This window comes from Acidovorax sp. GW460-11-11-14-LB4 (assembly GCF_059423685.1).
Genome location: NZ_JBWKYJ010000006.1, coordinates 88,003 through 101,541, shown reverse-complemented (window position 1 = coordinate 101,541; position 13,539 = coordinate 88,003). Strand labels below are relative to the sequence as shown.

Below are 13,539 nucleotides of genomic sequence, written 5' to 3'. Positions count from 1 at the left end.
CAACCAAACCGTCAGCAAAGGTCCATTTGCGCAGTTGAAGTATGTTTCAGCTCAATGTCCATTTGTTGTTACCTGCATCTCCAGAGACAATGCTGCTCAACATGACTTCTTCGCAGCGCCCCGAACGCCAGCAAACTTCCGACGCATTCGACCCGGATTCAACCTTGGCATTCCAGCGTCGCATGGAACGGGCGCCGGAATGGTTTTGTTCTTTTCTCGCGGGCAACAGTCGGGAAAAGAGCCGCTTGCGCCGCGAGATGGCCACCATGAGAGGCTCGGTGGTCTGGCTGGTGCAGCAGCGCCGCCAGGGCACCTGGAGTGCCGAGGAACGTGCCCACCTGCGGGATGTGATGCGGTCTGCCTCTTCGGTCAGCCCTTATCTTTTTATTTGGGTGATCCCCGGCTCGATGCTGCTGCTGCCCTTCATGGCGTGGTTTCTGGACAAGCAGCGCAAACGGCGGGAACGCAAGCTTTTGCGATAGCACTGCACTGAGCTGAAGGATATAGCGCGCTCAAAAAGACAGCCCAGTCGGCCTGCCCCTGCGGTCCCAGCCTAGGGGCTACGCCCAGTTGCTGGTAATGACCACCAGCATGCCAGCCCCCACCAGCCCCAGTTGCCAGCGCAGGGCCGTCGACCACGATGGCACATGACGCTCCACTCGCAGATACAACAGACGCCCAGCTGCCAGCGACAGCACAAACGCCAGGAGCATGCCCACTGCGTTCAGCGCTGGTGATGCAGGCCAGAGGTGGCTGACCACCGCGTTCACGAGCAAGCACACGGCAAAGTGCACCAGAAACACCGAGTACGACATCTGGCCGAGCTTTACGAGCGGCGACACACCGGAAAAGCTGCGCATGCGCGCAGAGCGCATCGCCACCACCAGGCACAAGGCCGTGACCGCAGCTACGGCAATGCGTGCCCGGAAATCCACCGCCAGCGCTGCCCCCACCAGCAGCGCCATGAGGCAGACCCATGCCTGGGCCTGCGGGGCCCGCACCGCCCAGTAGGCCAGCATGCCCAGGCCGTAGGCACCAAAAAAGTACAGCGCCCACATGTCCAACCCCGCGATGCGGTTGAAAACCCATAGAGAGGCAGCAGCCACCAACAGCACCAGCCCCTGAGACAAGGCCGCTGCATGGTGCTGTACCCAACGCACAGGCAGCGCACGTACCCCGGCCAGCATCAGCACGGTCAGCGCAAAGAGTTGAAAGTCGATGGCCACGTACCACACGCCAGCCGACAAAGCGCCTTCACCCACGATATCCTGTAGCAGCAAGGCGTTTGCCAACAGTTGGGACAAGGTGGGTTGGTCGGGCACAGAGTGGTGCTCCATCCAAGGCCGCACGAGGGCGGCGACCACCACCGCCAGCATCAACGCCACGGCGTAAGGCACTACCAGACGCACAAACCGCTTGGCAATGGCGGCGCCGGCGTGGTCAAAACGGGCTACGCCCTGGGGCGCAAGGCTCGCAGCAGCCAGGTACCCACCCAACACCAGAAACACCTGCACCGCCATGCGCCCATAGTCATATAGCCACGCTATGAGTGCTGGAGCCAAGGGATGGGCGATGTCTGACATCGGGCCATAGAAGGCCAAGTGGTGCCACACGATGGTGGCGCAAGCCATGCCCTTGATCATGTCGATCAAGGGTGTGCGGGATGTGGACGAGGACATAGGGCGAGGTGTTGAATCCCTGCGGACAGTGCGCCGCTGGATATCCGGGTTCCCTCCGCGCTGATTCGCCTGCTGCGCAAAGCAGCAAGGCGAACTGGACCGAGGATGGAACAACAAAACCCGCTATTGTCCTCCGTTAGAGGATTTTTTGCACAGCTGCACTGTCTCCCGCTGGTCTGCCATCACCTGCAGCGGGCTCGATGAACGAGAGTCCGCCCACCGCACGAAGCGTGGAGACCCTCAGTAACGCAGACTGCCTTCCGCGTCCACGATAGCCAGCTCCACATAGGTCGATCCATTGTGGTTGCGCGGCGAATACTTCACGCTGAAACGACCAAAAGCAATTTCACCAGCTTCTTCCATCGTTTTGGAGAACGACTCGGTAGTTAGGTTGCGCCCCGCGCGGCGTAGCCCTTCCACCAGCAAGCGTGCGTGGACAAAACCTTCAAACTGTGAAGCCGAGGGCTGAGCGCCGGGCGACTTGGCACGCAGCAGGCTCAGATATTCGGCCACCACCGGGATGGTGGTGTTGCGCAGCGAAGGCATGATCTGCGCCAGGATGATGCCCCGCGCCTTGTCCCTGAGTTCGCGCTGGATCACGTCCATGCTGGCCACCGAGAACCCGTAGTAAGCAGGCCGCGCTGCCGTGGCCTGCACGGCCTTGATGTAGCTGGTGAAGGTGGTGCCGCCCGTGGCCACGATCACAGCCTGGGGCTGGGCTTTCTCGGTTGCTTGCGCGGCTGCGGCAAAGTCGGGCTGCTTGGGGTCCACCTTGATCTCGGCCAGGAAGGGCAGCTTCTCCTCTTCCGATGCTTTCTTGAGCTCGCCCGCCAGTGTCTTGCCCAGGCCATCGTCCTGAAAGAACACGGCTACACGGGTGATGCCTTGCTGGCGCAACTGCGACACGATCTTGCTGGCCTCGTTCGCATAACCCGCACGCACATGGAACACATAGGGATTGAACGCCTCCCGGAACACCGAGGCACCCGTGACGGGGCCAAACAGCACAGTGCGCTGCTCCTTGATCAGCGGCAGGATGGCCGCCGTCTGCGCCGTACCGGTGCTATGGAAAATCATGAACACCTTGTCGTTCTCCAGCAACTGGCGCGTGTTTTCCACGGCCTGTTGCGGGTCGAAAGCATCATCGAGTGTGATGTACCGGATCATGCGGCCATGTACCCCCCCCTGCGCGTTCACCGCGTCGAACAGCAGTCGCGAGCCCTCGCCGTACTGCGCCGTCTGCGGCCCGAGCGGTCCCGACAGCACGACCGAGGCACCCAGCCGGATTTCATCGGCGGTCACGCCTTCATTGCGGGCATGAACCAGGGTGGTGGCGCACACGGCCAGCAGGCACACAAAAGCACGGAACATCAGGCATCTCCCTCGCAACATGGTGACAAGGCCGGCGAACGTGGCACCGGCATTCATTGATTATTTTTCATCACCATTATCGGTAGGGGACTTCTCCTCCTCACGCGGGTTTCCCCTCGGGTGCGTCACCGCAAAGACACCGCTCGAACACCTCCCACAAAGACATTCGCCCGCCATGTGTGGATACGCATGGCGGGCGAAACAAACGGCGGGGTGAGGGAAGAAGGACGGCCGAACGCCCCCAGAGGCACAAAGCCAGCGCCCCTCACACAGAGCGCAGATTCAGAGCTTGAGACGGGCCCGGGCTGCCTCGTATTCACCGCGCAACTTGGTGACCAGTTCGGCGGTGCTGGTCACGGCGCTGATTGAGCCGATGCCCTGGCCGCAGCCCCAAATGTCCTTCCAGGCCTTCTTGGCGTCGCCGCCAAAGTTCATCTTGCTGGGGTCGGACTCTGGCAGGTTGTCCGGGTCCATGCCGGCCGCGCGGATCGAGGGCGCCAGGTAGTTGCCATGCACGCCCGTGAACAGGTTGCTGTAGACGATGTCGTCCGAGTTGCCGTCCACGATGGCTTGTTTGTAGGCCTCGCTGGCGCGGGCCTCATGGGTGGCGATGAAGGCCGAACCGATGTAGCCAAAGTCTGCCCCCATGGCCTGTGCAGCCAGCACCGCGCCGCCACTGGCGATAGAGCCGCTGAGCGCCAGCGGGCCGTCGAACCACTGGCGGATTTCCTGGATCAGCGCAAACGGGCTCTTGGTGCCAGCATGACCACCAGCACCGGCCGCCACGGCGATCAGGCCGTCAGCGCCCTTCTCAATCGCCTTGTGCGCGAACTTGTTGTTGATGATGTCGTGCAGCACCACGCCGCCCCAGGCATGCACGGCCTGGTTCACGTCCTCGCGCGCACCCAGGCTGGTGATGATGATCGGCACCTTGTACTTGGCGCACACCTGCATGTCGTGCTCCAGCCGGTCGTTGCTCTTGTGCACGATCTGGTTGATGGCAAACGGCGCAGCAGGCTTGTCGGGATTCGCCTTGTTGTAGGCCGCCAAGGTCTCGGTGATCTCGGCCAGCCACTCGTCCAGCAGTTCGGCAGGGCGGGCATTGAGCGCGGGCATGGAGCCCACCACACCGGCCTTGCACTGCTCGATCACGAGCTTGGGGTTGCTGATGATGAACAGCGGCGAACCGATGACGGGCAGCGACAGGTTTTGCAACACGGGAGGCAGTTTGGACATGGCAACAACTTCCAGAACAAGAATAGGGATGGAATAGGCCGGATGCGCTAGTGAATCATGCGTCCGTAGCTATCATTTTTATATCAAGGCCCCTGCCCCGCAGGTGGCCTGTCTCCTCACGGCACGTCAGTCCTTCAGAAGGCTTCCAGCGCCAGCTCGGTCACGCTGGCCGCGCCTTCCACAATGCTGTCGCGCAGGCCTGGGGCCTTCACCAGGATGTGGTCGGCATAGAACTGGGCCGTGGTGATTTTTGCGCGCATGAAGGCTTCGTCCTGTCCCTTGTGCAACAGGTCTTGTGCCACCAGCAGGCTGCGTGCCAGCTGCCAGCCCGCCACCACATTGCCCGCCAGCATCAGGTAGGGCACGCTGCCCGCAAACACGGCGTTGGGCTGGGCCTTGGTGCCACCGGCTACAAAGTCGATCACATCGAGCAGCGCCTTGCGCGCCGCCGTCAGGCGTTTTGCCACGGCCAGCGCAGCGGGCGTGCCACTGGCCAGCAGGTCGGCCTCGGTCTTCTCGATCTGCGCAGCGATGCCCTTGGCCACCTGCCCGCCATCGCGTGCCGTCTTGCGGCCGACGAGGTCGTTGGCCTGGATGGCGGTGGTGCCTTCGTAGATGGTCAGGATCTTGGCGTCGCGGTAGTACTGCGCGGCGCCAGTTTCTTCGATGAAGCCCATGCCACCATGCACCTGCACACCCAGGCTGGTCACTTCCAGGCTGGTCTCGGTGCTGTAGCCCTTGACCAGCGGCACCATGAATTCATAGAACGCCTGGTTCTGCTTGCGCGTGTCGGCATCGGGGTGGTGGTGTGCGGCATCAAACGCCGCAGCCGCCACCGTGGCCATGGCACGGCAACCCTCGACGGTGGCGCGCATGGTCATGAGCATGCGCTTGACGTCGGGGTGGTGAATGATGGCGGCGCTGGCGTTGATGCTGCCGTCCACGGGGCGGCTCTGCACGCGGTCTTTCGCGTACTGCACAGCCTTTTGGTAGGCGCGCTCGGAGATCGCGATGCCCTGCATGCCCACGGCGTAGCGGGCCGCATTCATCATGATGAACATGTACTCCAGGCCCCGGTTCTCCTGGCCCACCAGGTAGCCCACCGCGCCGCCGTGGTCGCCAAACTGCAGCACGGCCGTGGGCGATGCCTTGATGCCCAGCTTGTGCTCGATGCTCACGCAATGCGCGTCATTCCGCGCGCCCAGGCTTCCGTCCTTGTTGACCATGAACTTGGGCACCACGAACAGGCTGATGCCCTTGACGCCCTCCGGCGCGCCCTGCACGCGGGCCAGCACCAGGTGGATGATGTTTTCGGCCATGTCGTGCTCACCGTAGGTGATGAAGATCTTGGTGCCGAAAATCTTGTAGGTGCCGTCGGGCTGGGGTTCTGCACGCGTGCGCACCAGGGCCAGGTCCGAGCCCGCCTGGGGTTCGGTCAGGTTCATGGTGCCAGTCCACTCGCCGGTCACCAGCTTTTCGAGGTAGGCGGCCTTGAGTTCATCGCTGCCTGCTGTCAGCAGCGCCTCGATGGCGCCGTCGGTCAGCAGCGGGCACAGCGCAAAGCTCATGTTGGCGCTGTTGGTCATCTCGATGCAGGCCGCGCCGATGGTCTTGGGTAGGCCCTGGCCGCCAAAGTCGGCGGGGTGCTGCAGGCCTTGCCAGCCGCCTTCGCCATATTGGCGGAAGGCTTCCTTGAAGCCGGGGGTGGTGGTGACCACACCGTCTTTCCAGCTCGACGGGTTCTTGTCGCCTTCCCAGTTGAGCGGCGACAGCACCCCTTCATTGAACTTGGCGCACTCTTCCAGCACGGCGGCGGCCGTGTCCAGCCCGGCATCTTCAAAACCAGGGATTTGCGCGATCTGTTCAATGTTGGCCAGGTGCTCGATGGCGAACAGCATGTCCTTGACGGGGGCGGTGTAGCTCATGGGTGTCTCCGGGAAAGCGAAATTTCGTCAAAAAAAAGGCATCGCGAGCGATGCCTTTGTGTGCACAGGGGCGTTCTTACAGGGCCTTGACCAGTTCAGGCACAGCCGTGAACAGATCCGCTTCCAGCCCATAGTCAGCCACGCTGAAGATCGGTGCCTCAGGGTCCTTGTTGATCGCCACGATCACCTTGGAGTCCTTCATGCCCGCCAAGTGCTGGATAGCACCCGAGATACCGGCGGCCACATACAGCTGCGGTGCCACGATCTTGCCCGTCTGGCCCACTTGCCAGTCGTTCGGTGCGTAGCCCGCGTCCACCGCCGCGCGGCTGGCACCCAGGGCGGCGCCCAGCTTGTCGGCCAGGGGCGTCATGACTTCGTCGAACTTTTCCTTGCTGCCCAGCGCACGACCACCGGAGACGATGATCTTGGCAGCGGTCAGCTCGGGGCGGTCGCTCTTGGCGATTTCGCTGCCCATGAAGCTGCTCTTGCCTGCGTCGGCCGTGGCGGCAGCGGTTTCAACTTGTGCGCTGCCACCGGTGGCGGCTGCGGCGTCAAAGCCGGTGGTGCGCACGGTGATGATCTTGACGGCATCTTGGCTTTGCACGGTGGCAATGGCGTTGCCGGCGTAGATGGGGCGCTCAAACGTATCGGCCGTGCCAGAGGCACCCTGCGGTTGCGTCACTTTGGTGATGTCGCTGATCTGGGCCACATCGAGCTTGGCCGCCACGCGGGGGGCCACGTTCTTGCCGCTGGCGGTGGCGGGGAACAGGATGTGGCTGTAGTTGGATGCGATGGCCAGGACTTGGGCGGCCACGTTTTCTGCCAGGCCGTGTTCCAGGCCAGGGGCGTCTGCGTGGATGACCTTGGCAACACCGGCTATTTTGGAGGCGGCTTGTGCAGCAGCTCCGGCGTTGTGGCCGGCCACCAGCACGTGCACGTCGCCACCGCAGGCCACTGCGGCCGTGACGGTGTTCAGCGTGGCGCCCTTGATGGACGCGTTGTCGTGTTCAGCAATAACGAGTACCGACATTTAGATCACCTTCGCTTCGTTCTTGAGTTTTTCGACCAGGGCGGCCACGTCGGCCACCTTGATGCCAGCGCCGCGCTTGGCGGGCTCGGTCACCTTGAGGGTCTTCAGGCGCGGAGCCACGTCCACGCCGAGGTCTTCGGGCTTGACGGTATCGAGCTGCTTTTTCTTGGCCTTCATGATGTTGGGCAAGGTGACGTAGCGGGGCTCGTTCAGGCGCAGGTCGGTGGTGATGACGGCTGGGAGGGTCAGGGCCAGGGTTTCCAGGCCGCCGTCCACTTCGCGGGTCACGCTGACCTTGTCGGCAGCCAGTTCAACCTTGCTGGCGAACGTGGCCTGGGGCAGGTCGGCCAAAGCAGCCAGCATCTGGCCGGTCTGGTTGGCGTCGTCGTCGATGGCTTGTTTGCCCAGGATGATGAGCGAGGGTTGCTCTTTGTCCACCAGGGCCTTCAGGAGCTTGGCCACTGCCAGGGGCTGCAGTTCCACGTCGGTCTCGACCAGGATGGCGCGGTCGGCGCCAATCGCCATGGCAGTGCGCAGGGTTTCCTGGCACTGGGCCACGCCGCAGGAGACTGCGATGACTTCGGTCACCAGGCCTTTTTCTTTCAGGCGCACGGCCTCTTCAACGGCGATTTCGTCAAAGGGGTTCATGCTCATCTTCACGTTGGCGATGTCCACACCCGTGTTGTCCGACTTCACGCGGACCTTCACGTTGTAGTCCACCACGCGCTTGACAGGGACCAAGACCTTCATTGCTGCGGCTCCTAGAGAGTTGGTTGAATTGACGTTTACGTAAACTAGAACATTCTATGTCGCACTGCAGCGAAAGCGCTACGGAGCCACCACACAGACTGCACAATCACAAAAAAGAACGATCGTGCTTTTTGTGAATTATAGGCGAGTGAACCCGGACAGTGTCTAGAGTTTGCTGTCGCCTGCGCTACCGGGCACCCGCCGAGGTATCGCCCTGCAACTGGATCAGCCCGCCGAAGCCGGTGCTGGCGCGGGAGCCCCGCCCGGCGACATCGCTGCAGGGACTGCGCCATCGACCTGCACATGCATGACCCGCTGGGGGTAAGGGATTTCGATCTGGTGGGCCCGCAGCGCACTCAGGATGGCCCGGTTGATGTCCGAGCGCAGTCCCAGGGATCCGTTTTCAGGGTCTGCAATCCAGAAGCCCACGGTGAACTCCAGCCCATCGGCCCCGAAGGCCGACAGCGCGGCGCTGGGGGCGGGGTCACGCAGCACGCGCGGGCTGACCAGGGCGGCATCGGTGAGCAACTGGGCCACCTGGTCCACATCGCTCTCATAGGCCACGCTGACCACGGTGGACATCCACACGCGCGGGTCTGACAGCGACAGGTTTTCCACCCGCTGGGTGATCAAGAGTTCGTTGGGCACGATGGATTCGCGCCCCGAGGGCGAGCGGATGACGGTGTAGCGGGCATTGATCTGCGTGATGCGCCCCTCGAACGTATCGAGCTTGACGTTGTCGCCGATGCGCATGCTGCGCTCGGCCAGGATCACAAAACCGCTCACATAGTTGGCCGCCAGCTTCTGCAGGCCAAAGCCAATGCCCACGCCGACCGCACCGCCCAGCACCGACAGCGCAGTCAGGTCGATGCCCACCGACGACAAGGCCACCAGCAAGCCCACAAACACCAGCAGCGCCCGCACCGCATTGCTCACCGCCTTGCGCAACGACAGCTCGGCACCCGTGGCCGAGCGCAGCAGCCGCGACTCGATGGCCGCCGAGATCCACAGGGCAATCAGCAGCACTGCCGCTGCGGTGACCGCCCCTTCGATGATGGTGCGCACCGACAGCGTCGCCCCGCCCACTTTCCAGTGGATCTGGTCCAGCTCGTCCAGCACCAGCGGCAGCAGCCCTGTGACCCACAGCACCATGCCTAGCCACGCCATCCAGGAGATGGAGCGCTCGATGGGCCGCACCCAGGCAGCGTCCGGGTAGGCCACCTGCAGCACCTTCACGCCAATGCGAATGACCACCAGCGCCACCAGCACCGGGATCGCAATCTTGAAAGCCGCCAGCGCCACCCAATGGTGCAGCAGGGTGCGCGCGATGTAGGCCAGACTCAGCAGCACCAGGGGGAACAGCGCGCCATCCACGATGCGCACACCAAACAGGATGGAGCGCGGGTCGCCCCGGCGCAGGCCGCGCTGGAGCAGCGCCACCAGCCCCCAGGCCAGGCCCACGCAGACTGCCAAAACAGCCAGCTCCACCAGCACCGTAGGGCTGAGAAAGGCCTGCACCCAGAGGCCCACATCGTCGAGCATCGGCTTGTCCATCGTGCGGCGCCTCAACGCTTCCAGGCGGGCTGGCGTTTTTCGGCAAACGCACGGGCACCCTCCTGGGCGGCCGAGTCCATCATGTTGGTGGCCATGGTCTGGCCTGCCAGCTGGTAGGCGGCATCGATGCCCAGCTCGCGCTGCTGGTACACCAGCGCCTTGCCCATGGCCACGGCCACGCGGGGCTTTTGCAGGATGGATTGCACCAGTTGCTCGACCTCGGCATCCAGCGCATCGGGGGGCACCACCCGGTTCACCAGCCCTTGCGCGAGTGCAGTGGGCGCATCCATGAAGTCGCCGGTGAGCAACATTTCCATCGCCCGCTTGGCGGGCACATTGCGCACGAGCGGCACGCTCGGCGTTGCGCAGAACAGGCCGTAGTGGATGCCACTGGTGGCAAAACTCGCGCTGTCGGCCGCCACGGCCAGGTCACACTGCGCCACCAGCTGGCAGCCTGCGGCCGTCGCCATGCCCTGAACCCTGGCGATCACGGGTACTGGCAGCTTGTGGATGGTCAGCATCATGCGGCTGCATTGTGCAAACAGCTTTTGGTAGTACGCCAGGTCCGGGTTCGCCGCCATGTCCTTGAGGTTGTGCCCGGCACAGAAGGCCTTGCCTGCTGCGGCCAGCACGACCACGCGCACAGCCTCGTCGCGGCCCGCATCGTCCAGCGCCTGTTGCAGGGCTGTCAGCATTTCAGAGCCCAACGCATTGAAGCGTGCAGGGTCGTTCAAAGTGAGGGTGATCACACCGCGCGTATCACGGGTGATCAGCAGCAGCTCGTCAGAATTTGGAATCGTCATGTTGTTTCTCCTGTGCACAGCAATGCGAGGGGCGTTTGAAACAGGCGCGCATGAGGCCAGTGCCACCGTGGAGCTGGCTCCGCCAGGCCACGGGTGGCGTCCCCCTCAGGGGGAAGACGCCGCAGGCGGCTCAGGGGGAGTCAAAGATCAGCCAGGACCCGCAAATGCGCCTCCACACTGCGCGCCAGCGGCCCCATCACGTAGCCACCCTCCAGGCACGACACGATGCGGCCCTTGGAGTAGCGCCGGGCCACGTCCTTCACGCGCTGGGTGATCCAGGTGTAGTCCTGCTCGGTCAGGCCCAGCTGGCCCATGTCGTCCTCGCGGTGGCCATCAAAACCGGCGCTCACAAAAATCATCTCGGGCTTGAAGGCCTCCAGCCGGGGCATCCACATCATCTCGATGATCTCGCGGATGTCCATGCCGCGCGTGTATGCAGGCACCGGCACGTTGACCATGTTGGGGGCCGGGTCGTGGTCGCCGCTGTAGGGGTAGAACGGGTGCTGGAAGATGCTGACCATCAGCGCCCGCGGGTCATTGGCCAGGATGTCTTCGGTGCCATTGCCGTGGTGCACGTCAAAGTCCACCACCGCCACCCGCTGCAGGTTGTAGCGCTGCAGCGCATATTTCACCGCCACCGCCACGTTGTTGAAAAAGCAGAAACCCATCGCCTTGTCGCGGCACGCATGGTGCCCTGGGGGGCGCACGGAGCAAAACGCATTTTCGACCTCGCCCGCCATCACCGCATCGGTGGCGGCCAGCGCGGCACCCGCAGCACGCAGCGACGCCTTCCAGGTGTGGGCGTTGATGGAGGTGTCGGTGTCAATCTGCGCATAGCTGGGGCCGCCGGCCATCAGCTCTTCGTTGAGCCGGTCAGACATCCCGCGCAAGGCGGCGATGTGCATGCGGCCATGGGCCAGTTCGATGTCGGCCAGCGAGGCTTCCGGGGCTTCGTAGCGCTCCAGCGCATCCCCTACGCCGGTGACCAGCAAACGGTCTTCAATCGCATCCAGCCGCTCGGGGCATTCGGGGTGGCCCGGGCCCATCTCGTGCTTCCAACAATCCCGATGGGTGAAATAGCCCGTCTTGCTCACAGTCTTGTCCCCGCGTCTCGCATTTTTTGCCGTTTTTCGGATAACGTCGTGCCATGAATGCACAGCACAAGATCAAATCGCTTCTGGATCAGCTTAACACGGTGATCGTGGGCAAAAAGGCCCAGGTTCAGGACTGCGTGGCCTGCCTGCTGGCAGGGGGGCACCTGCTCATCGAAGACGTGCCGGGTGTGGGCAAGACCACCCTGGCGCACGCGTTGTCCCACACCTTTGGGCTGCAGTTTTCGCGCGTCCAGTTCACTGCCGACCTCATGCCCAGCGACCTGACCGGCGTGTCGGTGTACGAACGCGGCAAGGAAGCCTTTGTGTTCCACCCCGGCCCGGTGTTTGCCCAGGTGCTGCTGGCCGACGAAATCAACCGCGCCAGCCCCAAGACGCAAAGCGCCCTGCTGGAAGCCATGGAAGAAAAGCAGGTGTCGGTCGAGGGCGAAACCCGCGCCCTGCCCCACCCCTTCTTCGTGATCGCCACCCAGAACCCACACGACCAGCTGGGCACCTTTGCGCTGCCCGAGTCACAACTTGACCGCTTCTTGATGCGCATCTCCATCGGCTACCCCGACCGCGCCGCCGAGCGCCTGCTGCTGTCGGGCGCCGACCGGCGCGACATGGTGAGCAGCCTGCTGCCCCTGCTGTCCGCCGACGAACTGGCCGAGCTGCAGCGCCAGGTGCAGGCCGTGCACACCGCAGACCCCCTGCTCAACTACGTGCAGGACCTGATCGCCGCCACCCGCTCGGGGCGCTGGTTCTTGCAGGGCCTGTCGCCCCGCGCGGGCATTGCCATGCTGCGCGCCGCCAAGGCCCAGGCGCTGATCAGCGGGCGCGACTATGTGGCGCCGGACGATGTGCAGGCCGTGCTGCCGCAAACCATTGCCCACCGCCTGGTGCCCGTGGGCGACGCCGGGCGCGGCGCGGTCGAGCAGGTGCGCGCCATGGTCGATGCCGTGCCGCTGCCCTGATCAATGGAATCCGCCGCCCACCCTTCCCTCACGACGACCACGGGCTGGCGCGGCGTGGCCGCGCGGCTCAGCCCCGTGGCGCGCCTTCGCAGGCGCTTCCAGCGCTGGTGGCAGGCACGCCTGCCGCTGTCCGACACGCTGCAGCTCACCCAGCGCAATGTCTACATCCTGCCCACCAGCTCGGGCTGGATGCTGGCGCTCACGCTCGTGGTGCTGCTGGTGGCCTCCATCAACTACCAGCTCAACCTGGGCTACCTGCTGACCTTTTTGCTGGCTGGCAGCGCGGTGGTGGGCATGCACATCTGCCACGCCAACCTGCGCGGGCTGACGCTGCACCTGAAGGCACCCGAGCCACATTTTCTGGGCACCAGCACGGCGTTTGAGATCCAGCTGTCCAGTGATCGCAAGTCGCCGCGTTATGGCATTGCCCTGGCCGTGCACGGCACCGGCAAGGCCGAACACCACTGGGCCTGGACCGACGTGCCCGCCCAGGGCCAGGCCAGCGTGCAAGTGGCCTTCCAGCCCGGGCGCCGGGGGCTGCACCGCGTGCCCACCCTGACGGCCGAAACGCGGTTTCCGCTGGGCACCTTCCGCGTGTGGACCTATTGGCGCCCTGCTGCCGAGGTGCTGGTGTACCCCGCGCCCGAGGTGCCGCCACAACCCCTGCCGCCGGGCGAGCCCCGCGCCGGGGGCACGGGCAACGCGCCGTCGCAGGGCATTGGCGAATTCGACGGCGTGCGGGCCTACCGGCGGGGCGACCCGCTCAAACTGGTGGTCTGGAAGAAAGCGGCGAAGTCGCTGGCCACCGGCACCGATGACCTGGTGAGCCGTGACGCGCAACAGGCCCAGCGGCACGAGCTGTGGCTGGACCTGGCCCACGCCGCCTTGCCCAACCATGAGGCACGCGTGTCGCGCCTGACGGCCTGGGTGCTGCAAGCCGACCGCCTGGGCCTGGACTATGGCCTGCGCCTGCCCGGCACCGAGATCGCGCCCGACACGGGGGCCGCCCACCGCCGCCGCTGCCTGGAGGCGTTGGCCCTGTGTTGACCTGCCACTGCCCATTCCTGCCGAGTTTGGCCCCTATCGGCTCCAAGCGCATATTCTTATTGCCCGAATAGCTATC

12 protein-coding genes are annotated in these 13,539 nt (G+C 64.2%); 3 read left to right on the top strand and 9 right to left on the bottom strand.

From position 1 onward, the window contains the following. The first annotated feature begins 101 nt into the window (after positions 1 to 101). The gene (locus tag AC07X4_RS04825; protein ID WP_494739422.1) at positions 102 to 482 is read left to right on the top strand and encodes a hypothetical protein; all 381 of its coding nucleotides are present in this window, start codon (positions 102 to 104) and stop codon (positions 480 to 482) included. A gap of 78 nt (positions 483 to 560) precedes the next feature. Here AC07X4_RS04825 and AC07X4_RS04820 read toward each other — a convergent pair whose 3' ends face one another. The 9 genes from AC07X4_RS04820 to AC07X4_RS04780 form a co-directional block, all read right to left on the bottom strand. After that, positions 561 to 1,679 (bottom strand): acyltransferase family protein, encoded by a 1,119-nt coding sequence (locus tag AC07X4_RS04820; protein ID WP_494739414.1) that lies wholly within the window; start codon positions 1,677 to 1,679, stop codon positions 561 to 563. A gap of 240 nt (positions 1,680 to 1,919) precedes the next feature. After that, a complete protein-coding gene (locus AC07X4_RS04815) occupies positions 1,920 to 3,050 on the bottom strand; it encodes an ABC transporter substrate-binding protein (protein ID WP_494739413.1) in 1,131 nt (376 codons plus the stop codon). Positions 3,051 to 3,332: 282 nt separating this feature from the next. Next, positions 3,333 to 4,286 (bottom strand): NAD(P)H-dependent flavin oxidoreductase, encoded by a 954-nt coding sequence (locus AC07X4_RS04810; protein WP_494739412.1) that lies wholly within the window; start codon positions 4,284 to 4,286, stop codon positions 3,333 to 3,335. A gap of 134 nt (positions 4,287 to 4,420) precedes the next feature. Continuing rightward, the gene (locus AC07X4_RS04805) at positions 4,421 to 6,211 is read right to left on the bottom strand and encodes an acyl-CoA dehydrogenase (protein WP_494739411.1); all 1,791 of its coding nucleotides are present in this window, start codon (positions 6,209 to 6,211) and stop codon (positions 4,421 to 4,423) included. 76 nt (positions 6,212 to 6,287) lie between these two features. Further along, on the bottom strand, positions 6,288 to 7,241 hold the full coding sequence (locus AC07X4_RS04800) for an electron transfer flavoprotein subunit alpha/FixB family protein (protein WP_494739410.1): 954 nt from the start codon (positions 7,239 to 7,241) through the stop codon (positions 6,288 to 6,290). After that, positions 7,242 to 7,991 (bottom strand): electron transfer flavoprotein subunit beta/FixA family protein, encoded by a 750-nt coding sequence (locus AC07X4_RS04795; RefSeq protein WP_015015119.1) that lies wholly within the window; start codon positions 7,989 to 7,991, stop codon positions 7,242 to 7,244. A gap of 225 nt (positions 7,992 to 8,216) precedes the next feature. Beyond that, positions 8,217 to 9,545: a mechanosensitive ion channel family protein gene (locus AC07X4_RS04790; protein ID WP_056058390.1), complete on the bottom strand. Its 1,329-nt coding sequence runs from the start codon at positions 9,543 to 9,545 to the stop codon at positions 8,217 to 8,219. 11 nt (positions 9,546 to 9,556) lie between these two features. Continuing rightward, on the bottom strand, positions 9,557 to 10,348 hold the full coding sequence (locus AC07X4_RS04785) for an enoyl-CoA hydratase (RefSeq protein WP_494739409.1): 792 nt from the start codon (positions 10,346 to 10,348) through the stop codon (positions 9,557 to 9,559). 140 nt (positions 10,349 to 10,488) lie between these two features. Further along, positions 10,489 to 11,394, bottom strand: coding sequence for a histone deacetylase family protein (locus AC07X4_RS04780; protein ID WP_056058384.1), 906 nt, complete (start codon positions 11,392 to 11,394; stop codon positions 10,489 to 10,491). A gap of 101 nt (positions 11,395 to 11,495) precedes the next feature. Between AC07X4_RS04780 and AC07X4_RS04775 the strand changes: the two genes are divergently transcribed. Both AC07X4_RS04775 and AC07X4_RS04770 read left to right on the top strand, forming a co-directional pair. Continuing rightward, entirely contained in the window at positions 11,496 to 12,416 is a 921-nt protein-coding gene (locus AC07X4_RS04775) for an AAA family ATPase (protein ID WP_056058381.1), read from the top strand. Between the two features lie 3 nt (positions 12,417 to 12,419). After that, positions 12,420 to 13,463 carry a DUF58 domain-containing protein gene (locus tag AC07X4_RS04770; RefSeq protein WP_494739408.1) on the top strand — a complete coding sequence of 348 codons (1,044 nt, stop codon included), beginning with the start codon at positions 12,420 to 12,422 and terminating at the stop codon, positions 13,461 to 13,463. The last annotated feature ends 76 nt before the right edge of the window (positions 13,464 to 13,539 follow it).